The organism is Neptunomonas sp. ABH4_499 (assembly GCF_056160565.1).
This window is the reverse complement of sequence record NZ_JBSWXK010000005.1, coordinates 155,207-178,853: the sequence shown is the minus strand read 5'-3', so window position 1 is coordinate 178,853 and position 23,647 is coordinate 155,207. Positions and strand designations below refer to the sequence as shown.

At 49.5% G+C, this 23,647-nt stretch carries 22 protein-coding genes; 10 read left to right on the top strand and 12 right to left on the bottom strand.

Annotation, left to right across the window (positions count from 1 at the left end; translation table 11 throughout):
- Positions 1-36: 36 nt before the first annotated feature.
- Positions 37-927, top strand: a complete 891-nt coding sequence (locus tag ACXAF9_RS07135; RefSeq protein WP_475072235.1) for a LysR substrate-binding domain-containing protein — start codon at positions 37-39, stop codon at positions 925-927.
- Between the two features lie 77 nt (positions 928-1,004).
- Here the strand turns inward: ACXAF9_RS07135 and ACXAF9_RS07130 are convergent, their stop codons facing one another.
- Together ACXAF9_RS07130 and ACXAF9_RS07125 are read right to left on the bottom strand one after the other, a co-directional pair.
- Positions 1,005-1,289, bottom strand: coding sequence for an alpha/beta fold hydrolase (locus tag ACXAF9_RS07130; protein ID WP_475072233.1), 285 nt, complete (start codon positions 1,287-1,289; stop codon positions 1,005-1,007).
- Positions 1,282-2,115, bottom strand: coding sequence for an AraC family transcriptional regulator (locus ACXAF9_RS07125; RefSeq protein WP_475072230.1), 834 nt, complete (start codon positions 2,113-2,115; stop codon positions 1,282-1,284). The genes ACXAF9_RS07130 and ACXAF9_RS07125 overlap by 8 nt, the downstream gene beginning before the upstream one ends.
- A gap of 172 nt (positions 2,116-2,287) precedes the next feature.
- Here ACXAF9_RS07125 and ACXAF9_RS07120 point away from each other — a divergent pair, with 172 nt between their 5' ends.
- The 4 genes from ACXAF9_RS07120 to ACXAF9_RS07105 are packed head-to-tail and all read left to right on the top strand — an operon-like array spanning position 2,288 to position 6,625.
- Positions 2,288-3,427, top strand: a complete 1,140-nt coding sequence (locus tag ACXAF9_RS07120; protein WP_475072227.1) for a tyramine oxidase subunit B — start codon at positions 2,288-2,290, stop codon at positions 3,425-3,427.
- A 41-nt stretch (positions 3,428-3,468) separates the two neighbouring features.
- Positions 3,469-3,888 carry a RidA family protein gene (locus tag ACXAF9_RS07115; RefSeq protein WP_475072225.1) on the top strand — a complete coding sequence of 140 codons (420 nt, stop codon included), beginning with the start codon at positions 3,469-3,471 and terminating at the stop codon, positions 3,886-3,888.
- A gap of 13 nt (positions 3,889-3,901) precedes the next feature.
- Entirely contained in the window at positions 3,902-5,194 is a 1,293-nt protein-coding gene (locus ACXAF9_RS07110; protein WP_475072223.1) for an NAD(P)/FAD-dependent oxidoreductase, read from the top strand.
- 30 nt (positions 5,195-5,224) lie between these two features.
- Positions 5,225-6,625, top strand: a complete 1,401-nt coding sequence (locus ACXAF9_RS07105; protein WP_475072220.1) for an APC family permease — start codon at positions 5,225-5,227, stop codon at positions 6,623-6,625.
- 48 nt (positions 6,626-6,673) lie between these two features.
- Here the strand turns inward: ACXAF9_RS07105 and ACXAF9_RS07100 are convergent, their stop codons facing one another.
- From ACXAF9_RS07100 to fabV, 4 genes are all read right to left on the bottom strand, one after another.
- On the bottom strand, positions 6,674-7,246 hold the full coding sequence (locus ACXAF9_RS07100; protein ID WP_475072216.1) for an ATPase: 573 nt from the start codon (positions 7,244-7,246) through the stop codon (positions 6,674-6,676).
- A gap of 20 nt (positions 7,247-7,266) precedes the next feature.
- Positions 7,267-7,683 carry a TA system antitoxin ParD family protein gene (locus tag ACXAF9_RS07095; RefSeq protein WP_475072214.1) on the bottom strand — a complete coding sequence of 139 codons (417 nt, stop codon included), beginning with the start codon at positions 7,681-7,683 and terminating at the stop codon, positions 7,267-7,269.
- 116 nt (positions 7,684-7,799) lie between these two features.
- Complete coding sequence (locus tag ACXAF9_RS07090; protein WP_475072212.1) at positions 7,800-10,061, bottom strand: YgiQ family radical SAM protein; 2,262 nt, start codon at positions 10,059-10,061, stop codon at positions 7,800-7,802.
- Between the two features lie 148 nt (positions 10,062-10,209).
- On the bottom strand, positions 10,210-11,406 hold the full coding sequence (gene fabV, locus ACXAF9_RS07085) for an enoyl-ACP reductase FabV (protein ID WP_475072210.1): 1,197 nt from the start codon (positions 11,404-11,406) through the stop codon (positions 10,210-10,212).
- Positions 11,407-11,572: 166 nt separating this feature from the next.
- Here fabV and ACXAF9_RS07080 point away from each other — a divergent pair, with 166 nt between their 5' ends.
- Positions 11,573-12,022, top strand: a complete 450-nt coding sequence (locus tag ACXAF9_RS07080; protein ID WP_475072207.1) for a MaoC family dehydratase — start codon at positions 11,573-11,575, stop codon at positions 12,020-12,022.
- Between the two features lie 81 nt (positions 12,023-12,103).
- On the opposite strand, the gene ACXAF9_RS07075 is transcribed toward ACXAF9_RS07080, so the two are convergent.
- Positions 12,104-13,192, bottom strand: a complete 1,089-nt coding sequence (locus ACXAF9_RS07075) for an EAL domain-containing protein (protein WP_475072205.1) — start codon at positions 13,190-13,192, stop codon at positions 12,104-12,106.
- A gap of 536 nt (positions 13,193-13,728) precedes the next feature.
- Here ACXAF9_RS07075 and ACXAF9_RS07070 point away from each other — a divergent pair.
- Both ACXAF9_RS07070 and ACXAF9_RS07065 read left to right on the top strand, forming a co-directional pair.
- A complete protein-coding gene (locus tag ACXAF9_RS07070) occupies positions 13,729-14,364 on the top strand; it encodes a response regulator transcription factor (RefSeq protein ID WP_475072202.1) in 636 nt (211 codons plus the stop codon).
- A gap of 242 nt (positions 14,365-14,606) precedes the next feature.
- A complete protein-coding gene (locus tag ACXAF9_RS07065) occupies positions 14,607-15,137 on the top strand; it encodes a 2-thiouracil desulfurase family protein (protein ID WP_475072199.1) in 531 nt (176 codons plus the stop codon).
- An 8-nt stretch (positions 15,138-15,145) separates the two neighbouring features.
- Here ACXAF9_RS07065 and ACXAF9_RS07060 read toward each other — a convergent pair whose 3' ends face one another.
- Positions 15,146-15,460: a DUF3861 domain-containing protein gene (locus ACXAF9_RS07060; RefSeq protein ID WP_475072197.1), complete on the bottom strand. Its 315-nt coding sequence runs from the start codon at positions 15,458-15,460 to the stop codon at positions 15,146-15,148.
- Between the two features lie 110 nt (positions 15,461-15,570).
- Here ACXAF9_RS07060 and ACXAF9_RS07055 point away from each other — a divergent pair, with 110 nt between their 5' ends.
- Together ACXAF9_RS07055 and ACXAF9_RS07050 are read left to right on the top strand one after the other, a co-directional pair.
- Positions 15,571-16,380 carry an alpha/beta fold hydrolase gene (locus ACXAF9_RS07055; RefSeq protein ID WP_475072195.1) on the top strand — a complete coding sequence of 270 codons (810 nt, stop codon included), beginning with the start codon at positions 15,571-15,573 and terminating at the stop codon, positions 16,378-16,380.
- Between the two features lie 57 nt (positions 16,381-16,437).
- The gene (locus tag ACXAF9_RS07050; RefSeq protein ID WP_475072193.1) at positions 16,438-16,797 is read left to right on the top strand and encodes a TetR/AcrR family transcriptional regulator C-terminal domain-containing protein; all 360 of its coding nucleotides are present in this window, start codon (positions 16,438-16,440) and stop codon (positions 16,795-16,797) included.
- Here the strand turns inward: ACXAF9_RS07050 and ACXAF9_RS07045 are convergent.
- From ACXAF9_RS07045 to ACXAF9_RS07030, 4 genes are all read right to left on the bottom strand, one after another.
- Positions 16,786-17,712, bottom strand: coding sequence for a dienelactone hydrolase family protein (locus tag ACXAF9_RS07045; RefSeq protein WP_475072189.1), 927 nt, complete (start codon positions 17,710-17,712; stop codon positions 16,786-16,788). The two genes, ACXAF9_RS07050 and ACXAF9_RS07045, sit on opposite strands and share 12 nt — an antisense overlap.
- Before the next feature lie 136 nt (positions 17,713-17,848).
- Positions 17,849-20,941 (bottom strand): efflux RND transporter permease subunit, encoded by a 3,093-nt coding sequence (locus tag ACXAF9_RS07040; RefSeq protein WP_475072186.1) that lies wholly within the window; start codon positions 20,939-20,941, stop codon positions 17,849-17,851.
- Positions 20,938-22,155 carry an efflux RND transporter periplasmic adaptor subunit gene (locus ACXAF9_RS07035; protein ID WP_475072183.1) on the bottom strand — a complete coding sequence of 406 codons (1,218 nt, stop codon included), beginning with the start codon at positions 22,153-22,155 and terminating at the stop codon, positions 20,938-20,940. Before ACXAF9_RS07035 ends, ACXAF9_RS07040 begins: the two co-directional genes overlap by 4 nt.
- Positions 22,152-23,636, bottom strand: a complete 1,485-nt coding sequence (locus ACXAF9_RS07030) for a TolC family protein (protein ID WP_475072181.1) — start codon at positions 23,634-23,636, stop codon at positions 22,152-22,154. The genes ACXAF9_RS07035 and ACXAF9_RS07030 overlap by 4 nt, the downstream gene beginning before the upstream one ends.
- Positions 23,637-23,647: the final 11 nt, after the last annotated feature.

Genomic DNA, 23,647 nt, shown 5'->3' with positions numbered 1-23,647 from the left:
AAAGCCACCTAACGTACTTTGCAGCGCCCTTAACACATGTCCATGAACCAAAAAGCGTTACCTCCTCTCAATTGGCTACGCACCTTCGAAGTCTCGGCGCGCTGCTTAAATTTTACCAAAGCAGCCCAAGAGCTTCACTTAACGCAAGGCGCTGTTAGCCAGCAGATCCGCTTACTGGAGCGGCACCTCGGCGTTGCTTTGTTCAAGCGCTTACCTCGCGGCCTAAAGCTGACCGACGAAGGCTTGTCGTATTTACCCGTCGTGCAAGACTCCATCTCCCGGCTAGCCGCAGGAACCAGCGAGCTATTTAGCCAAGATCAGCGCACGCCTGTTAAAATTAGAGGAAGTTTATCCTTCTTCGTACATTGGTTAGCGCCAAGGCTCCCGGCATTCCAAGCGCTCTACCCACACATCGACATCCGCTATATCAGTACTTTGTGGGTCAAAGACAGCGACGCCGATGATGATATGGAAATCCGTTGGGGAAACGGCAAATGGCCAGGGCATACCTCACAACGCCTAAGCTGGGATACTCTGTTCCCAGTCTGCTCTGCTGAGTTGCTCGCACAACAACCTATCCACACCACCGCTGATTTAGCCAACCACACCCTACTCCATGTAATGGGTTATGAAGAAGGCTGGGGATATTGGCTTTCTATGATGAACGAAGAAACAGTCGACCCATCCCGTGGCATGCAATTGGACACATTACTTGCCTCATTGCGGCTGGCCGAGTTGGGTGTCGGTGTCGCCTTAGCTCGCTCCTCCATGGTGGAAGATTTACTCGCTAATGGCCAGCTCGTAGCCCCGTTTAGCCACCGGGTGCCTGCAAGCGAATCTTTTTATTTAGTCCGCTACAGCGGTCAAGAAGTCTCGCCTGAAGCCGCGCTCTTTATCGATTGGCTATCGCGTTTAGATAAGTCGTAGCTGACGGTAGCGGAGCAGTGCACGTCCTAAAAAGAAGTGAGAAAATCATTAGCGTTTAGCTTTTTTAATCTCGTACATTAGGGAAGGTGCGATTTAAAGATCATCACAACACTCAACCGCCTTCCACCATTATAAAACGCGCAAAACTTCCCACCCATTGAAAACCCGGCTAGGTGAAACGTTTCCAAATCAAGTGCATCCGCCAAACCTAGGGTATCGGCGGCCAGATCATACAAGGAGTATTCGGCGTTTGGCTCCATTTTCGATGACAGGCCCGAATCCCGGTTATCAAAGATAACAACGTAAAACTGCTCGAAAAGATTGCAATCGAGGGTTCGAATGAACCATTTTTGATCACACATACCGGATGCGTTCGAGGTAAGTGTCTTGTTTAATATGGTTTACGTAATCCAGCGGTGTTGTGCTTACTAACTTTTTAAACTCGCGTAAAAAATGCGGTTGATCGCTAAACCCAAGGTCACACGCTAAATCTACAAAGTTAATGCGATCTGTATGATTTATTCCATAAATCGCTGATTGACAACGAATTATTCGACTAAAGACTTTGGGCGTCATACCCATATCATCCCGAAACTGGCGTTGAATACTGCGAATAGAATAGCCTGAAAGAAGCTCTAGATCGCTCATCCGAATATTACCTTTGTTAAGGCAAATGGCTTGGATCACCTGCTGGGTCAGTGGTGAAGCGGCGCGCGCCATTTGGCCACGGTAGAAACGCTCAAACACCGATACCCGGCTTAAAAACTCGGGTTCTTTAATCAGGCTTTCAAACATGGCTTCGGCATCGGGGACAAGGTCGAGAAGCGGTATCTCTTGATCAACAATATCCTGCCCGGTTACGCCTAAAAACTCCGGTATCACACCCAGTTCAAAACGAACACCAAAGTAGCGTCGATCCCCCAGTAGATGGGCATCCCGAGCCTCAATGGTAGTACCGCATACCCGTGCTGTCGGGTTGTCTTGGTCGCAATCAAATACGATGTCCACACAGCCATCGGGCACCGCAAAGGTTTGCCCGCGCCCAGTAGCCGATTTAAAGCTATAAAAGTGCGATATGCAGTGATGGTTCGACCCCATCAAATCAAAGTGCTGATCTGCACTTAACACAAACCAAGGCTGTTTTGAGTGTATGTTGGCGATAGAGCTTAATACGGTCGAGTGGGTCATAGTCGCTTACTGGCATTGTTTTTAACATCAGATAGCAACCGTTATGCCACTTTTATCGACAAGCGCATTTTTTTAGATGGGCGATATCGTGTCGTAAATATTCAATACGCCCCCGCTTTCTCACTTTTAACATCGGGTTATTCGTTCTCAAGCCCTATGTTGAAGGTGAGCTATGACAACCAACACCCAAATCGATTTTCTGTACCTGTCTGAGCAAGACATGATTAAGGCTGGCGTTACAGATATGCCCTTGTGCGTAGATACGATGGAGCAGATGTTTGCCCTGCTGCACAAAGGTGATTACCGGATGGCTGGGCCTAACAGCGATTCACACGGTGCGATGATCACCTTTCCCGATGAATCCCCGTTTCCCACCATGCCTAAGCCGACAGCCGACCGCCGGTTAATGGCGATGCCAGCCTATTTAGGCGGCGATTTTCAAACCTGCGGTGTTAAGTGGTACGGATCTAACATCGCTAACCGCGAGAAAGGCTTACCGCGCTCTATCTTGATGTTCACTTTAAGTGATATCGATACCGGTGCCCCTCTCGCGTATATGTCGGCCAACTTACTGTCGGCTTATCGTACCGGCGCTATTCCGGGTGTGGGCGCACGACACCTAGCCAAGAAAGATGCAAAAGTGATCGGTTTGCTAGGCCCAGGTGTGATGGGGCGCACATCCGTTGCGGCCTTTATTGCCGCACGTCCATCCATCGACACCATCAAGGTAAAAGGCCGCGGCGCTCGTAGCTTAGAAGCCTTTATCGAATGGGTTAAAAGCACCTATCCGCAGATTACCAGCATCCAAGTAGTCGATACCCTTCAGGAGGTCGCCGAAGGCTCGGACATCATCACCTATTGCAACTCAGGCGAGGTTGGCGACCCATCTACCTACCCGATTGTGAAGCGGGAATGGGTCAAACCTGGGGCGTTTCTCGCTATGCCTGCCAGCTGTCAACTCGATGCGGGGATGGAAGCAGCCGATGTGCGCAAAGTGCTGGACAGCAAAGGCCTGTACGAAGCCTGGTTCGAGGAGGTTCCCAAACCTGCCCACTGCATCATTCCTCTGGTTGGGGTTCGTTTTATGGATATGGTCGAAGAAGGCCTGCTTGATCCAAACGACCTTGAAGACATCGGCGAAATCGTTACCGGTGAGATACCAGGCCGTAACAACGATGACGAAATCATCATCATGTCGGTTGGCGGTATGCCGGTTGAGGACGTGGCTTGGGCCACGGTGGTGTATCGCAATGCCCTTGATAAAGGCATAGGCGTCTCCCTAAACCTTTGGAATACACCCGAGCTTCGCTAGTACCCATCTTGTTTAATCATTTCATTTTTAAGGACAACCCCATGACTCACATCGTTAAAGTAAAAACAGGTTCCAAATTGGAAGAGATCGCGAGCTACTCACGTCTTGTAGCCGTAGGCGATTGGATCTTCGTTTCCAACACGGCTGGCCGCAACCCCGATACGCTTCAAATCCCAGATGACGTTCTTGAACAGACCGATCAAGTCTTTAGCAACATTGAACGCGCACTGGCTGCCGTGGACGCCACCTTAGCGGATGTCGTGATATCCCGCGTATTTATTCAAAACCCAAGCGATACCGGGAAAGTCATGGAGCACATCGGTACCAAGTTTAAGGGGATCGACCCTGCAACCACGGTCACCAACCCGCCTTTAGGCTCGCTTGAATATAAGGTCGAGCTTGAAGTAACCGCCTTTCGGGGCGCTGGAAAAGCCAACGCTCAAATCATCTCACTGGTTTGATTGAGGCCGTTGTATGAGTCAACTACTAGAGCGTTTAAGCACGAATGACACTCTTCCCAAAGAGACGGATGTCGTGATCATTGGCGGCGGGATTGTCGGGGTCAGTGCGGCACTGACCTTGGCTGAGCGCGGTATTCCGGTCGTGTTAATCGAAAAGGGTCACATCGCATGCGAGCAATCCTCCCGAAACCTTGGTTGGATTCGCAAAACCAGCCGTCACAAAGCCGATATTCCATTGGCCCAAGCAGCCGATCGACTATGGCATGCGATGCCAGAGCGCGTAAGTCAGTCGGTGGGTTACAAAGCCTCGGGCATTATGTTTTTGGCTAATACGGAGACCCAGCTTGAGGCACATCGTCAATGGATCGCCTCCGTGGATGGTATGGATCTGGACTCCCGTCTACTGACCCCATCCGACATCGACCACTTAGTACCCGGCGGTAAAGGCGATTGGCTTGGTGGCGTGTATACCCCTTCCGATGGTCGTGCCGAACCCACTCATGCAACAGCGGCCATGGCAAAAAAAGCGATGGGACTAGGTGCAACGCTTATCCAGCATTGTGCCGTTAGGACGTTATCGCTCTCCGCAGGGCGAGTCTCGGGGGTGGTGACCGAGCAAGGCGAAATCCGCTGCAAAGAGGTTCTGCTTGCTGGGGGCGCTTGGTCTCGCCGCTTTTTAGGTAATTTGGGCATTAACCTGCCAACCCTACCGCTGATCTGCTCGGTACTTCGGACAACGCCGATGGAAGGCCCTACCGATGTATCCGTTGGCGGTCCCGATTTTTCCTTTAGAAAGCATAAAGATGGCGGCTTTATCATCACCCAACGTGGCAAGCTCGATGCGCCCTTTCTACTAGATCACCTACTGATTGGTCATCGCTATCTGGATCAACTCAAAACCCAGCGAGACTTTTTAAAGATCGGCTTTGGCAAACCCTTTTTTAAAGACCTCACCCTACCAAGGCGCTGGAGTGAAGATCAAAAAGCCCCCTACGAGAAAGTCCGTATTAATAACCCAAGCGCCAATGCATCGCTCAATAAAGATGCATTGGACAACCTAAGCCGTGCTTGGCCAAGTTTTGCATCGGCTCAGATTGAGGAAGCCTGGGCAGGCTTAATTGACGTAACACCCGATTCAAACCCCGTTATTGACCGGATTGACTCTGTCCCGGGGTTGACCATTGCCACGGGGTTTTCCGGTCACGGCTTTGGTACAGGCCCCGCTGCAGGTACGTTGGCCGCAGACTTAGTGACACAGAACACCCCAATAGTGGATCCATCTCCCTATTCCTTTGCTCGACTATAACCAACAAACGAATCTATCGGAGGTACGTTTATGAGTGAGTTAACCCACGCAGGAACACGAACAAACGCAACAGGTACTGCACGACACAAGGTTAAAAAGAAGCTTGGACTGCCCACCATGATGGCCATTTGTGTCGGAATGGTGATCGTTCAGGGTGCTATGATCTCCGCCACACAAGGCTTAGGGCTTGGCGGTATGGCTTTCATTGCTGCAATGGTGATGGCGTTGGTGATTGCGTTGTTTAACGCCATGAGCTTTTCGGAACTCTCCCTGATGTTTCCGGAGGAAGGCTCTCTTGCCATGTACACACAACGAGCAATCGGCCATTTCCCGGCGATACTGGCGGTTTTTGCAGGCTACGTTGTGGTAGCCGTATTGGCGATGCCCACCGAGATGTTCTTGGTGGATGTGATGCTGCAAGCCTTACTTCCGGGCGTTCTACCCGAAAAAGTCGTCCCATTACTGATCTTATCGGTGTTGGTGTTAACCAATCTGATCGGAGCAGATGTGTTTGCTCGCATCCAGAACTTGCTGGCCACGGTGCTCATCAGCGCCATGGTCTTGATGGGGCTTGTTGCGATCACCGGTGTTGTCGAGCCACACCCAACGCTGACAGGTACACCGGTGAACTGGGGGTTTGAAGGCGTAATCGATGGTAGCTTTATTGGTTTAGTCGCACTTGCGATGTGGCTGATGGTCGGTGTGGAGTTTATCTGCCCGATGATCAAGGAGGTCAAAAACCCCAGCCAGAACATCCCACGCGCGATGAAGCTGTCATTGTTTGCGATCTTCAGTATCTTTTTGGTGTTTGTCGTAGGCGCTTCCATGTACCTTTCGACTGAGAACTTATTAGAGTCCCCCATCCCGTATCTGGATTACGCAAACGCCGTCTTTGGTCAAAGTGGCTTGTTTATCGCAACGGTCATGGCTCTCGCGGCGACCTGCAGTACGGTGAATACCCTGCTGGCATCCATCCCGCGTATGCTGCATGGCATGGCCGAACAAGGCCAAGCCTTCCCGCAATTAATAGCGACAAACCGATTTGGTGTGCCTTGGCGTGCGACGTTATTGATCGCGGTCTTAACCACGATTCCTTACCTGTTAGTCGATATTGATTCGCTGATCACCTTAGTGATCGCTGCAACAACAAGCTATTTGCTGGCATACATGGTCGCGCATGTGAATGTCTTAGTGTTGCGTAAACGACTGCCACACTTTGATCGCCCCTACCGAACCCCGTTCTACCCATTGCCTCAGCTACTTGGGATTGCGGCCATGATCTATGTCGCGCTGAATAACTCCCCATCACCCGAGATGACAACCACCGTGTACAGCATCACTGGCGGGATCCTTCTGGTGCTGGGACTGATCACGGCGTTCTGGGTGAAGTGTGTAATGAAGCGAGGTTTGTTTGAGCCGGATCAAAGCTAACGACCACAACCCTTATTACCAAAGCCAAGTCTGATCCACTTGGCTTTTTTATTGGTCGTTTAAAATAGCCGCTAACCAATTCGGCATTGGGTCTTGATGCAAGGTAACCACTTGATTCTTGATGGTGGCTAGGCGCACATAGGGGTTTTCAGCGCTTGAGTTATCAAGAAAGGTCACATGATCACACAGGGGTAATGCTGAGCGAACATTATCTAAGGTTCTTGGGATTCGTGAGGCGACTTTATCATCCGGCACATGATGACCGCCGATTGAAACCCGTTGGGATACACGCGCTTGATTAAGGGATACATCATCAACATGGATCACTACCATGATGATTTGATAACCAAAGGCTTTGGCTTTACCCAAAAAGTCGACTTTAGAAGGATGGGAAAAAACGGTTTCGAAGCAGAAGTTAGCTCCATCCACAATGAGCTTTTCACGCATCATTTCGGCGTAGCGTGCCGCTTCGTAACTGTGCAGCTCTGGGTTGTCCGAGTAGAGCTGTTTCGCCAAGATATCGGCGTTTACAAACGGCAACCCTTTGGGTTCTAGATATTTATGATAGAAGGTGCTCTTCCCTGCACCATTGCCGCCAACCAGCATCCATAACTGTTTCATAGAGTCGTTGTTCTAACCGCTTAGTTGCTGATCTCGCTATGGGGCTTGAAAGCACCGTTTTGAAACGAACCGATCACTACTTTACCTTCGTGGTCGATCTGCTCTAATAACCCCGGATAGGCAGCGGATGCTTGGTATTTGACCGCACTCTGAGTGATCCCTTGGGCTAATGCCCCGCTTTGGCGATCTTCTTCAAGTTCACCAAATAAAAGATCGGCATCCACAACAGGCGTTACTACTGGTTCAACTTTTACTTGAGCCAGCCCCGAAATTACTTGCAGTAAGGCATCGGGCGACATTTTACTGGAAACCGTACGGCCTATATCAGCCCAATACTCGATCTGCTCTGCAGCCGAACGGTGCAGCAACTTACCGGATAAGGTGGCTTGTTCTACCAACTGTTTTTCAAGTCGTAACGGAGAATGCGCTTTAGCCATGATCGACTCCAACTGTGTTTGCTTAACCGCATTGTAGCAGATTGCTACAAATTGGCTAGTTTTTAGTCAGTCATGTATGGACAACAAAAAGCCCCATCACTGGGGCTATGTTCGTTTTAGCGTTGCGCTTTTTTAACGCTGGAGGTTTTACCCTTCTTCTTAGCCGCTTTGGATGCCGCCTTTTGGCGGGCCAGCGCGGTAGGACGCTTAGAAAGGTCCACCTTAGCGGTCGCGGCGACTGGCTTTTTGCCACCTTTCGACGCGGCTGCTGTATTACTTGGCTTTTGCGTGCTGGATTTAGCTTGCGGGCGAGCGCCAGACTTACGCGTCTCGACCTCTTCCGCCGGTACAAGGCAACCAGTGCCATCCCCGATCAGATCTTCACGCCCCATGTCTTTAAGCTGTTGACGCAAACGCGGCCAGTTGCTTTCATCGTGGTAACGCAAAAACGCTTTCTGGGTACGACGTTGCTCCAACTCACGCGGGATGTAGAGCTTTTCACTCTTGTAGTTCACTTTCTTGAGCGGGTTACGACCCGAGTGATACATCGCCGTTGCCAGTGCCATCGGTGATGGGTAGAAAGTTTGAACCTGATCCACACGGAATTTGTGCTCTTTTAACCACAAACCAAGGTTCAGCATATCCTCATCTTCACAGCCTGGGTGTGCGGCAATGAAATACGGAATCAGGTATTGCTTCTTACCTGCTTCCTTAGAGAACTTATCGAACATGCGCTTAAAGTTATCGTATGTGCCCATACCAGGCTTCATCATCTTATTAAGCGTGCCCTCTTCGCTGTGCTCTGGGGCAATCTTCAGGTAACCACCTACGTGGTGGGTCACCAGCTCTTTAACGTACTCTGGGTCTTCTACCGCTAAGTCATAACGAAGCCCGGATGCGATCGCAACGGTTTTAACGCCTTCGAGCTTACGGGCTTTACGGTAAAGCTGGGTGGTTTCACTGTGGTCGGTTTTCAGGTTTTTACAGATCACAGGGTACACGCACGACAACTTACGGCACGACGCTTGGATGTCCGGGTCGTTACAGTTGAGGTGGTACATGTTAGAGGTCGGCCCGCCCAAATCCGAGATGGTACCGGTAAAGCCAGGGACTTTATCGCGGATCTCTTCGATCTCTTTGATCACCGAATCCTGCGAGCGGCTTTGAATAATACGCCCTTCGTGTTCAGTGATCGAACAGAAGGTACAGCCACCAAAACAGCCACGCATGATGTTGACCGAGAAACGGATCATGTCGTAGGCCGGAATTTTACGCTCACCGTATTTAGGGTGCGGAATACGCTGATAGGTTAAACCAAACACCGCATCCATTTCTGGGGTTTCCAAAGGAATCGGCGGTGGGTTAATCCAGATCTGCTTGTTACCGTCCTTTTGTAATAAGGCTTTGGCGTTGTGTGGATTCGATTCCAAGTGCAACACTCGGGATGCGTGTGCATACAACACAGGGTCTTTAGCCACCTTTTCAAACGCAGGTAAGCGAATGTAGGTGTTTTCTTTATCCAGACGCTGCTTACCTTTCAATGGCTCAGGGATGATACGAAGCGGTTGTACTTCGTCTTTGTCCTTGCCTTTCTCGGAAGCGCACTTGCTCGGCTCTTTGATGTATTCGTACGGGTTTTGAAACTTGTCGATATTACCCGGCCAATCAACGCGCGTGGAGTCAATCTCGGTGTAGTTTTCAGGCAAGTATTCGCGAATAACCGCCGTACCGCGGATATCCATCATCTGTTCGATGCTTTGGCCGTCGGCTAAACGATGGGCCACTTCAACAATGGCACGTTCCGCATTACCGTAGAGCAAAATGTCAGCGCCAGAGTCGATCAAAACAGAGCGGCGTACTTTGTTGCTCCAGTAATCGTACTGCGCAATGCGTCGTAAGCTAGCTTCAATACCGCCCACCACCAAAGGCACATCTTTAAACGCTTCACGGATACGCTGGGAGTAAACAATGACCGCACGGTCTGGGCGTTTACCTTCCGCGCCATCGGGCGTATAAGCATCATCGTGACGTACACGAAGATCCGCCGTGTAGCGGTTGATCATCGAATCCATGTTACCGGCGGTGACGCCGAAAAACAGATTAGGACGACCCAGCTCTTTGAACGGTTCGGTTGAACGCCAATCGGGTTGGTCGATGATGCCAACGCGGAAGCCCTGCGCTTCCAGCACACGACCAATCACAGCCATGCCAAAACTTGGGTGGTCTACATACGCATCACCCGTAACGATGATGATGTCGCAAGAATCCCAACCAAGAGCATCCATCTCTTCGCGCGATGTGGGTAAGAACGGAGCATTTCCATAGCATTCCGCCCAATAGCGTTTATATGAAAAAAGATCGGGAGCCGTTTTGATCATGTTGGGTGATACACCAGATTGGTTACTATTTGATCTATTTTCCCAAAAAGCCGTCTTTGGGAACAGGTATTCCGAGTAAAAAAGTCAGAAATACCTTCAGTTACAAAAAAGCCCGACATCTAGCCGGGCTCTTGTTCGGCATGCCTGCTTAGTTCAGTTCGACAACATCGAACTCAACCAGAGGACTAACATCCGCATCGTAATCGACGCCATCAACACCAAAACCGAACAATTTCAAGAACTCAGTCTTGTAGTAAGCGTAGTCGGTTTTTTCGAACAGATTTTCTGTTGTGATCTCTGGCCACATCGCCTTACACGCATCTTGGATATCATCGCGCAGTTCCCAATCATCCATACGGAAGCGGTTACCTTCGTCGATTTGACCGGTTGTGCCGTAAAGACCTGTGCGGAATAAGCGATCCACCTGTTCCATGCAGCCCTCATGCAAACCTTGCTCTTTCATGACTTTGAAGACCATGGACAAGTACAAAGGCATGACAGGGATAGCCGAGCTTGCTTGCGTCACAACGGATTTAAGCACAGCCACGTTGGCTTGACCGCCCTTTTGGAACAAGGTGTTGTTAAGCTCTGTAGCGGCGCGGTCTAAATCCTGCTTGGCTTTACCCAGTGCACCGTGCCAGTAGATCGGCCATGTGATTTCTGTACCGATGTAGCTGTAGGCAACGGTCTTACAGCCTTCTGCCAAGACACCCGACTCATTCAAAGCATTTAGCCACAGTTCCCAATCTTCGCCGCCCATAACGGTAACAGTGTTGTCGATCTCTTCTTGGGTAGCCGGTTCAACTTCAGCTTCGATGATCACATCTTTATTGGTATCGATCGCCGTTGAACGGTATGGCTCACCAATAGGCTTAAGCGCAGAACGCACGACTTCGCCCGTATCTGGCATTTTACGAATAGGAGAGGCCAAGGAGTAGACCACCAGATCGATCTGGCCGAGGTCTTCTTTGATCAGCTCAATCGCTTTTTGCTTCGCTTCGTGAGAGAAGGCATCGCCGTTGATGCTTTTTGCATACAAGCCAGCCTCTTTTGCTAACTTGTCGAATGCCGCAGCGTTGTACCAACCCGCCGTACCGGTTTTTTTCTCGGTACCTGGTTTTTCGAAAAACACGCCGATGGTTGCCGCATCGGAACCGAATGCCGCAGCAATACGGGATGACAAACCGTAGCCGCTGGACGAACCAACCACCAATACACGCTTAGGCCCATTTTCTACTTTGCCTTTGCTTTTTACGTATTCAATCTGCTCTTTTACATTGTTCTCACAGCCCACTGGGTGGGTTGTTGTACAGATAAAACCACGAATTTTTGGAGTAATGATCATGTCTCATCCAGTTCCTTTCTAAAATCAGCGCGTACATTACCTGATTTAACGGTTTTTTAACAGTTTTGTGCGGCCATGAACGGCGTAAACCTTGCTGATTAAACAGGAAATCAAACGCAGGTTTCGATACACTACGCCAATACTTACTGAACACATGAGGCTAACCATGCAGGAACTTCACGGATACTATCTGGAAGATCTCGAAATCGGGATGAGCGCATCCTATGCCAAAACGATTTCTGAATCCGATGTTTATACCTTTGCCGGAATTTCGGGCGATAACAACCCCATCCACGTAAACGCCGAATACGCTGCTACCACCATGTTTAAAGACCGGATTGTCCATGGGATGTTCAGCGCTGCGCTGATTTCGACTGTGGCGGGTACTCGCCTACCAGGCCCTGGTGCGATCTACGTGGATCAAGAGATCAAATTTAAAGCACCGGTTTACATTGGCGATACCGCAAAAGCCACACTGACCGTCTCTGAAATTGACGAGCGCCGCCGCCGTGTGAAGCTAAAAACCGATGTAACGGTGGGCGAGAAAGTGGTTGCGACTGGCTATGCGACCTTGATGGTTGACCGCAAACCGACAGAAGACACCGCAAGCGAGTAAATACCGCTACAGGTAAGCAGTCATCTGCTTGCCTGACCATCCCGCCATACGGGTTAAAACCGTGTGAGTAGAAACGATGAATCAGTACAGAAATTTGGTTTGGTACAACCCCACACCCAGCTCTGAAAAGAGCGCGAGGTAATCTGGGTCCTGCACATCGGCAACGATCAACTGCACCCCACTTTTATTCATCGCCGTGACAGAGCGGCTAATCATCTTCATGAGTTTGAGCTCCGCCCCTTCTTGATCAATCAAGGAGCCTATCAGCAGTTTAATGTGCGAAATCGGTAACGCCGGGTCATCAGCAAAGCGGTATAAAGATTTGAGCGAGCACTGAGTACACAACCTTACGCCCATGAAGCGCAACTCCATCAAAGTATGGTCCAAGGTAAGGCGCTGCATAAGCAGTTCACGTTCGGATATGAAGATGATCAAGCGGTTAGGATTGATCTTTTTACGCTTAAGTACCGACTCCAGCGAAGGCAGGAAGCTGGATGATAATAACTGGTGTGCCGTTAGATGCACGATGGCCGAATCAATAGGGTTGGATCGATCAAACATCGTCAGCGTAGAACACGCTTGCTCCAACGCGAATACGGCCAACAGCTCTGATATACCGAGCTCCTCAGCAAGGCCCATGTACTCATCCATCGTGACTTCACCCAAGCTTGGGTGATGCCAAACCATGCTCATCTCGATCCCTTTGGGCCAGTTCTCGGATAAACCGCGAATATAGCGATGACGAAGGTCGAACTGACCTTTCCCAAGGGCGTTTCGTATCTCTTGACGCATCAAGCTTTGCCGAGCCTGCCAATCGCTGACGTTATCAAACGACGGTGTTGTGCTATCGGTATCGGTATCGGAAACTTCCAATACATTTTGCCTGACCGAGATGCGTAAACCGTCCGAGGATTGATTCATCCTAAATTGGCAATACATGCGCTGATCGCCGATGGGTGACGGGCAGGTAAGATCCATCTCGAATTCGCGTTCGGTAATCGCTTTTTTCAATAAGGATTGAGAGACACCTGGCTTAAAGAGGTCGGCGAAGGTAAGGTCGTGAGAGTGATAAAAGCGTTTAAAAACAGAATTGGCGCTAACCAAAGACCCTTTGGCATCCCAAAGTGAGGTCAGTATTTGGTTGTTAAAGTCGTTAGAGGCATCATCCATGACTGCTTACCTACGAGACGCGTCCAAGTTGCTGTGTAGTGGATTAATTAAACCGGATCGTATTTTAAACAATTTACCCGTTTCACACTAGCCTTAACTGTGACTGAATTCAACGAGTTGTGTCAGAAAATGTTACAAGATAAGCAGATGCCCTGATTACCAATAGGGATAAGAATCACTACTATTAGCGGTTTAATAAATGTACGTTTTTGTCATTAGATAGACACATCGGTGACCTTGGGTGAGATTAGGGTCAAGAATATGCATCTTTATTGTATTTAAACGGTAACAAGGTGAATCGTTCCTTAACCGAAGTGTCTCTTTTAGATGACAACATGTTAGCTAAACTGGTAACTTATACGGCCTAGATGAACAACTGCTTGGTATAAACCTGACTCTTGGGTTAAAACAGAGCGTTCTCTATTACTTATCGCGTGTGTTTATGGATGTGATCGCAGCACACTTACACATCGGCAAAACGGACAGCCAACGGTTTAGCAATTGTGCAGTAGCATTGATGTCGTTAGAGGTAATTAATGAGTTACAACGCAACAGGCCGGGTTTACATCGTTGACAGTGATCCTGACTTCGGTTTATCGGTACAGTGGCTGTTAGAGAAGCACCAGTTTCCTGCGGAATACTTTTCGGACTATCACACCTTTCTCCAAAACTATGATGGAGAGATGGGCTGCTTAATGCTGGATAGCCAACAAGTCAGCGTCAGTGGGACATCCTGCTTGGAGCACTTCTCGAATCAGGGCCTCCCTCTTCCGGTTATCATGCTGAGCACAACAGCCGAGATCAACGATGTGGTTTTGTCGATGCGCCAAGGTGCGGTTGATTACTTGGTAAAACCCTCTGATGAACACGCACTACTAACAGCCGCTAAATACGGTTTGCAAGTGGGTACCGAACGCTTTGCCCAATATCAAAAAGGGATTCACGTTCGCGATAACTACAAAGCCTTGAGCCGACGCGAGCGTCAAGTCATGACCTTGGTCGTCGAAGGTTTTGCTAACCGCGAAATTGCAGAACAACTGGGCATCAGCCCAAAAACCGTTGAAGTGCATCGCTCGCGCGTGATGAGCAAAATGAAAGCCAACAGCTTGCCGGACCTTGTCCGTTACTCTTGGATGCTGGAAGGCGACGACAGCATTCAACTCGCCAGCTAACTTATCCATTAGTCTCAAATGTGCCACAATTTGTCTGAAAAATTGTGGTTCATGGTATGCTTTCCTCTTCGCTGATCTTGAATCAGCGTTACGACGTACAATAAAAATAACAAACGTTTACTGACCCAACACAAAATCGGATTTAACCTGATTCTGATCAAGTTTCTGTTGCAGTGTCATAGAATCATCATAATCCAACTGTATAAACTGCGGCCGGTAATCGCGTAACAGAGTGTCATTTCATGCCAAAAGTACTTGTCAGTTCCTGCCTTCTGGGCTTCAACGTTCGTTATGACGGACGCAACAGCCTAGTGGAACATCCACTGATTCAACAATTAAAAAACGAAGAGCGACTGATTCCTTTTTGTCCTGAAGTGGCTGGTGGTTTATCAACACCTCGCCCACCTGCTGAAATCGTGTCTCGTCACCCTATTCTTATTCACACCGACCGTGGAGACGATGTAACACCCGAGTTTCTTCACGGTGCCGAACTGGCTTTGGAAAAGGCCAAATCCATTGGGGCTTGCTGCGCCCTTTTAAAAAGCCGAAGCCCCTCCTGCGGTAACCGTGAGTCTTATGATGGCAGCTTCACAGGCAAGCTTGTCCCAGAAAGCGGCGTTGCCGCTGCCGAGCTGCAACGCAACGGCATCCCTGTGTTCAATGAACATGAGCTTGAGCAGATGGAAGAGTTTTTAGAATCCATCATGGATTGGGCCCATTGCGACATAGACGATGACACAAATCCTTTTCAAGCCAAGGCAAACTGCGCTTAACGTTTGGGTTAGGGCTCGTAACGACTGATCTTGAGCCCGCCTTTTAGGCCCATCATAAACGGCTTGAAATGATCTTTAAGTGGTTCAAATACCGGGGCCGAACGGTGTTTTAGCAAGGTTTCGCCAAACAGTTTTAAACCAACGGCAAACACCACCCGCTCATCCCCTTCAAAACTGAGTGAGGGATGCCCATTTAAACGCTCGACAATGGCGAGGATGTCGTCGTGATTTTCACAATGAAAGGAGATTTGCTCGCCCTCGACTTCGTTGCCGTGACGATCTTCAACTTTTTCAACTGTAACTTTGTATTTGTAGCCAGCCATTGATGTTAGCGACTCTTGAGTTTTTTTCTCTCTTTATTTCTTCTTCGTTTTTTTGATTTTAGGCCCGTATTTGATGACAATACTTTATTGTCTCACTTTGAATCAGCGCAATGGATCAGCCTATCAAACGTTTTAGCATCAAACGCCTAATGAGCGTGTCTTCTGCCCTACTGTTAAGTCTTCCTTTAAGTCTCATCTCTAGCTGGGCTAACGCCACCGATTGCGTTGTTTTACTGCACGGCCTTGCAAGGACGGCCGACGCGATGGAGCCCATGGCCGAGCATCTAGCATCCGCGGGTTATCAAGTGGCTAATGTCGATTACCCTTCACGAGAACACACCATTGATGTGTTAGCTGAGCGTGCCGTCAGCAAAGGACTTGAAGAGTGCCAAGCCAAAGGGGCCGATCAGATATTTGCCGTGACTCATTCGCTGGGCGGCATTTTGATCCGCTATTACCTGAGCGAGCAAGAGGCATCCCCCTTAAAACGCGTTGTTATGCTTGGGCCACCTAATCACGGAAGCGAGGTGGTGGATCATCTTAAAAATACGCCCGGTTTTGAGTTATTGAATGGTCCCGCCGGTATGCAGCTAGGAACGGATGAGTCGAGCATCCCCACCTACCTGTCGCATAAAACCATTCCACTCCCTGAGACGGGCATCATTGCTGGAACAAGCACTTTTAACCCTATTCTCTCGACCTATTTACCCAACCCTGATGATGGAAAAGTCTCGGTCGAAAGCGCAAAGTTGCCCGGGATGTGCTCATTTTTAACACTGCCAACCACGCATACCTTTATGATGAGGAACGAGGACGTGCTGGATCAAGTGGTCCAGTTTTTACAGCTAGGTGAGTTTCGCCACCCCAATGCACAAAACCATCTGTGTACTAGGGAAGCTGCGAATAAGTCATTTCCGTAAGCATTCGGCCAAAATATCTTATTAAAAGTAAAGGATTTAATTATTCGTGGTTGTCGATTGGAGGATTTATTCGCAGCTTCCCTAACTCCAGAAACCATGGGCCTGTATCGCGTAGTGATCGCCGATGCACCCCGCTTTCCGGATATCGCACATCACTTTTTCCAATCAGGGCCAATGATTGTGCGACAAGTCGTTACTCGCATTATGGAAAATGCCGCCCATCGCGGTGAAATAGACATTGTGAAGATCGGTGCCGAGCGCGCCGCGCAGGTATTTTTAAGCTTGATCCGCAGCGAGGCGCAGATGGAGTGTTTAACCCACCCCGACATGCGCCCCTCTGAAATTCAGAAAGATCAATGGATCAGTATCGCCATTGAAACCTTCCTAAGGGCATACAAAACACCCTCAGCTCATTAGGTGCTCTTTGAAAAACGCGATCGTGCGCTCCCAAGCCAGTTCGGCACTGGCTTGATCGTAACGTGCGGTCGAATCGTTATGAAAACCGTGGTTTACCCCTTCATACATATAAGCGGTGTAAGGCACTTCTGCTTTTTTTAGAGCCGCTTCGTATTCTGGCCATGTGGCGTTAACTCGATCATCCAAACTTGCGAATTGAATCATCAAGGGGGTTGTAATGGCTGAAATTTCGGCCGTTGGTGGGGTTCCATAAAAAGGCACGCCCGCATCCAGTAACCCTGGCAGTAATGCCGCCATCTGATTGGTTAGGTAGCCACCAAAACAGAACCCGACCATGCCGAGCTTGCCTGTAGAGAGCGGGTGTTCTTTGAGCATTAACGCGGCGGCAAGAAAGTCTTGTTCTATCTTGGCGCGATCCAAACTTTTTTGTAACGCGCGGCCTTCATCGTCATTCCCGGGATAGCCACCTAAAGGGTAGAGTGCGTCAGGCGCAAAGGCGACGAAACCGGCTTTTGCTAAACGGCGCGCTACATCTTGAATGTAAGGGTTTAATCCACGGTTTTCGTGTGCAACCAGTACTGTAGGTGCTGGGTTGTCCTCGGTCACTCCCGTTGGAACCACCAAGTAGCCCCGCCCTTTTCCATAACCATTGGGCGAATCAAACTCAACAAACTGCGCTTTGATATCGGGGTCGTTAAACGAGACTTGCTCAGCCTTGGCGTAATCCGGTGTAAGCGCTGCTGTCATGGTCGCAAAGGTCAAACCTGCAACACCCAAAGAGCCTAAACGCTTTAAAAAAGTACGACGATCGATATCGCCATGTGCGTATTCATCGTACCAATCGAACGCGACTTGCGGGATGTAAATACCCTTTGATGCTTGATCATTAGGTGGCGTAGCCGAAGACTTATCCATTGCGCAGTTCCTCTTCAGTGAGTTGAGATATCACAGCCATTACGATTATGAACAAGATACGGTTTATGAGTTCAATGGATAAACCGTACTCTTTGTTTAAAAGGCGGTCAGAGGCCGCCTTCGGAATGACTATTGATTAGGCTATTCGCTTAAAGAAGCGTTTAATATCTTCTAGCAGCATGATGTTTACAGGCACCATCAGGAGTGTAATCACCGTACCAAACAAGATACCAAAACCCAGTGATACCGCCATGGGGATCAAAAACTGCGCTTGGACGGCTTTTTCGAACAGCAATGGCATCAAGCCTAAGAAAGTCGTCATTGATGTAAGCAGTACCGGCCTAAAACGGGCTACACCTGCTTGTTCCACCGCTTCCATCACCATGGCGTGCCGGTCTTGATCAATCGTGATCGCTTGCTGTTTTCGGTTGCAGTACTCAACCAATACCAGCGAGTCGTTCACGATGACCCCAATTAAAGCCAATAAACCTAATAAGCTCATGATGGTGAGGTCCATCCCCATCAACCAGTGCCCAGCCAAGGCCCCAACCGCGCCAAACGGAATGACCGACATCACAATCAATGGCTGAGAGTAAGATCGAAACGGAATGGCCAACAGACCGTAAATGGCAAAGAAGGTAAACGCCAAGCCGAGCTTTAACGAATCGAAAGATTCTTGTTGCTCGCGCGCTTCACCTTCTAGGGTGTAATTCGCCCCTGGGTATTGGAGCATCAATTGGTCCAAAAACTCCTGTAGGTTTCGGTTGAGCACCGTCGAATTGGTGTTTACCTTATCCATGTCAGACGTGACACTGACGGTACGCATCTGATCAATACGGTAGATCGCAGATGCCCCTTGTGCAGGCGTTAAGCTGGCGACTTCATCCAGCGGTACTTGGCCAGTATCGGTTGTGATCAAAATACTGCGCAGGTTATCAATGGAGATACGCTCATCTTCTGGCAGACGCACCATAACACTGACTTCGTTACGCCCACGTTGCACACGCTGCACTTCGATACCAAAGAAGTTTTGACGCACCTGACGGATCACATCACTGCGGGTTAAGCCAAGCGCATACGCTTGGGGCTTTAACTCGACACGTAGCTCTTCCTTACCATCGGATAGGTTATCAGCGATATCAAACAGCGTCGGGAACCCAGCCAAGTAAGTTTTTACCTTCTCGGCCATAGCTTCAAGGTCGGCCGTGGTATCAGAGCTGATCCGAATATCCACAGGGTCGCCACCTCGACCGATTTCCGCGCGGTACACTAACGATTCAGAACCCGCGACATCCCCAATTGCATCGCGCCATTCATTGACAATTCTAGACGTACTTAATGAGATATCACGGCGCTCGGCTGGCACCAGCTCAAAACGTACCTGCCCCTCTTCTGCATCACTGGTCGAGAAGATATTCATGATAACGCTATCGCCATCTTCATCACGATACTTTTCCTGAATGATGCGGGCTTCTTTCACCATGTTAAGCACCAGTGTGTCCGTTACCTCAAAAGGGGTACCGGCGGGCATGGTCAGTGTTGCACGGGCCGTGTCACTCTGAATACGAGGGAAGAACACAAAGCGTGTCCAACCGCTGTAAATCAACGCCACGGTGATCGCAAAAATACCGACAAAGAGGAACAAGGTGGTCAATCGATGCTTTAATGCCAAGCTCAGTAACGGGCGGTAATAACGAATGATGGATTGCTCGAAACCATCGGCAAAACGCTCTTGGAATCGGGTAAACCAACCGCTTTGTTCGGTCGCACGGCGCAAACGAATGTGCTTTAAGTGCGCAGGTAAAACGAACTTAGACTCGATTAAAGAAAACAGCAGCACGGGGATCACAATAAAAGGCAATTGTGAAAACAGCGGACCACGCGCGCCTTCAATAAAAGCGATCGGTAAGAAGGCCGCAATCGTCGTTAAGATACCGAAAGTCACCGGTACCGAAACCTCTTGTGTGCCCTTAATCGCCGCCTGAAGCCCCGAGTCGGAGGTTCGAAGATGGGTGTAGACGTTCTCGCCCGTTACGATGGCGTCATCCACAACCAAACCCAGAACCAAAATAAAGCCAAACAGAGAAATAACATTTAACGTCACATCGAAAAATGGCATGACCCAAAACGCGCCCATGAAGCTGACCGGGATGCCCAAAAACACCCAAAACGCGATGGACGGTCGCAAAAACAGCGTCAGCATTAATAGGACTAAGATACCGCCTTGTACGGCATTGGAGATCAGCGTCTCTAAACGGCTTTTTACGACCTCGGAATCATCGTCCCAATACGCAAGGTGAACACCACGCGGTAAGCTGACCTGCTGCTCTTGAACGTAGTTTTTAACCTTGTCGGCCACCTCGATCGCACTCTGACGCCCGACACGATAGACCTCAACCATTGCAGCCAATTCACCGTTAAATCGGGTTCGACGATCGCTCTCTTCAAAGCCATCATTAACGCTTGCGATATCGCGAAGTCGAACGATGCTACCATCGGTATTGGCCTTGATCACAATCTGCTCAAACTCTTCGCGATTGTACGCCTGCCCTTTGGAGCGGATCAGAATGTCGCCCCCTTCGCTGTCGATGGTACCGGCCGAAAGATCCAACGAGCTATTCCCGATACGCTCTGCGATATCGTTAAGTGTTAAGCCGTACTCACGCAATTTATCTTGCGCAATCTCTATGGAAATTTCGTAATCTCGAATCCCATCGAGCTCAATTTGGGTCACACCCGGTATACGCAGCAAGTCATTTCGCACTTTTTCGGCGTAGTTTCTAAGATCCTGTTCGGTAACATCACCGGAAATAGCCACGCTGATCACATCGCGAGTACGAGTGGCTAAGGAGACGACCGGACGATCTGCCTCATCGGGGAAGCTGTTGATCGCATCTACTCGGGATTTAATGTCCGCCAGGATCTCTCGAGGGTCGTAATCTTGATCCACTTCAATGCTGACCGTGGTACCGCCCTCTACTGAGCGACTTACGATCTCGTTAATCCCTTCAAGGTCGGAAATGGCATCCTCAACCCGTGTGGCAAGGCTCAGCTCCGCATCCTCTGGGGTTGCGCCACTTAAACTGACTTGTACAGAGATCGTATCCGTTTCAAAACTTGGGAAGATCTCCAATGGGATTTTGGTGGTTAGGGATATGTAGCCCAGAAAGACAATGGTGGCCATCAACAAGTTGGCCGCCACATGGTTGCGCGCAAACCAAGCGATCATTGCGCCGCTCCTTGTGTTTGACGCTCGCCGAGTTTCATCGTGGCCTCTTGTTGAGCTGGCTCATCGCCTTTTCGTTTAGCCGGCGTTCCGGAGGTGACTTGGCCTAGAACGGTGGTAACCAGCTCATCGCCTTCGGCTAGCCCCTCACTGATCACCGCCTCGTCATCATTTTGCCAAGCGATGCTGATCTCTTTACGCGATAGCGCGCCATCTTCCAAAGCGTAAACGTAGCTACTCTGGTAGATCACGCTGTTGGGGATAACGATCACATTCTCGAGCGTTTTACCCTCTATTTTAGCGGTCACGTACTGGCCGATTTTTAAGGGCGCTTTACCCTTGGCCGCATCACCGTAAGGGTCATTGATCTTCGATAAGACATACAGCTGACGGCTTTCGTCATCGATGGCCCCTTCGGTTTGGAGCAATTCGCCCTGCCACTCTTCGCGGCCAATCAAGTCAGATACAAACATCACCTTGGGTGTGTCTTTGAGGGTGTTCTCGTCATGGCGATAGTATTCAGGTAGATCGATAAAGGGCAGATCTCTCGATTGGATCGGCAAGCGCACCTCTAAATAGTCGATCGCAAAAACAGTCGCCATCGTATTACCACTGGAAACAACTTGACCGATATCGACTGATTTACTCAGAACGCGTCCAGCAAACGGCGCACGGATTCGAGTGCGCTCGACATTCAGCTTGGCCTGCTCAACATTCGCTTTCGCTGCCGATTCAGCGGCTTTGGCCGCATTTAACTGGGGTAAACGAGCAACGAGTTCTGGCACCTTATTGCCATTGCCCAAGCGCTTCCAGTCTGCTTTGGCTTGATCCGAGCGTGATTGCTCCTCGCTCAGGGTTTGTCGTGCGGCCATCAACTCAGATTGCGCCGCGGCCAATTCAGCTTGGTAGTCGCGGTCATCCAGACGCAGCAGTTCATCCCCTTTTTCGAAAAAGCCACCCGCTCGAAAATCGGGGCTTACTTTGGTCACCGTGCCGGAAACCTGAGAGATTAAATCACTTTCGATGCGTGGGCTGACTTTACCGTAACTATCAATCATCACTTGATAGGATTGTGGATTAAGTACCTGCGTTTCAACTGAGATCGAATTATCGACACTCGGTGCGCCGCGCTGAACACTCGGTGGGTTTTTCAGGATTAGCCAAGCGCCCAAGGCAAACGCAATCAAAATAATCCAAGGCAAAAAGCGTTTGATCATGGTTGCTCGGTTCCTTCTTGTAGAGAGGTTTCAACGGTGGATGAATTCATATCGGGATACGCTTCTTCGAACAGCTCTGGCGTAGCACCAAGGGCAACGGCTAAGTTGATCCGATTTTGTAAAAGCGATTTTTTCACGCTGATCAGATTTGTTTGCGAGCTGATCGAGCGACGCTGTGCTTCTAGTACCGTCGTGTACTCTTCCAAGCCACGCTGATACTGTTCAAAAGAGAGATCTTCCGCTTGAAGAGCGTTCTCTTTGGCCGCCTCGTACAAAGCGTATTGATGATTCAGAGTCTCTTGGGCTGACAATGCATTTTCGACCTCTTTAAAGGCACCAAACACATCGTTGAGATAGATATTTTCAAGCGCGACAAGGTTGGACTCAGTGCTTTGTTGCTGGGCTTTTAAGCTACCCGCATCAAATACCGTATAGGCAAGGCTTGCGCCTAACGTCCAGGCCATCACGCCCGAATCGACAACGTTGGATAACGAATCACTACTGCCGCCGTATCGGCCGGTTAATTGAAAGCTGGGAAAACGGTTTCGATAAGCCACTGCCAACGATTGGTCGGCCGCTAATACATTTAGCCAAGCGGCGTTCAAGTCTGGACGCTCACTGATCACTTGAGCAGGCAGAGTATTGATAGAAAGCGCAGGCAAGACTGGCAGATCACTTCCACCCGCTAGCGCTCCTTCAGGGTATCGGCCGACGAGTTGCTCAAGCTCACGCTTGGCTTCTAAGACAGATTGCTCGGACTGTTTAACCTGCGCTAACTGAGCATTCACATCGTTTTTGGCCAGATACAGATCCAGCGCTTCGTACAAGCCTAAGCGATAACCCTCTTCGATGGTTTTAAGATCACTCTCTAGATTGGATGCTTGTTTTTGATAAAGGTCCAGCAGCATTTGAGCTTCAGAAAGATCAAACCAAGCATTTGCGATGGATTGGATCAGTGTTAAACGCTCATAACGATAAGTCGCCTCTGCAGAGGCGTAATCCAGTTGAGCCTTCTTTTGGGCAGCACTCAAAGCACCCCAAATATCAGGATTCCAACTAATGCTGGTGCTTAAACTCACGGATGAATCCGATGATTCAGGACGGTCTCCACTGAGCGATAAAGACACAAGCGGAAAGCGGTCGGCCCGTGCGCCAATTAACGAGTAGTAGGATTGATCCAGTTCCGCTTTAGCCGCTTTTAACATGGGGCTGTGCTTAACCCCTTCCTCGATCAGCGTCTTTAAGGCGGGTGATTCTAATTGATCCAGCCAGTTTTCAAGCGGAGTGGCTTGTTGTTCAGGCAGTGATTCCGGTTGTGAAACCCATTGTTTGGGTGCGAAATCATCTGCTTGCATGGTCATTTTAGAAGGTGCCGCACACCCCGCTAAAATAAGCGAGGTAACAGCGAGGGATAGAAACCGTTTATCCCATCGTTTTTTTGGGTAAAGACGGTGCCCAACACAAAATGTGTAGTCGTTCACAGGCAAAATAA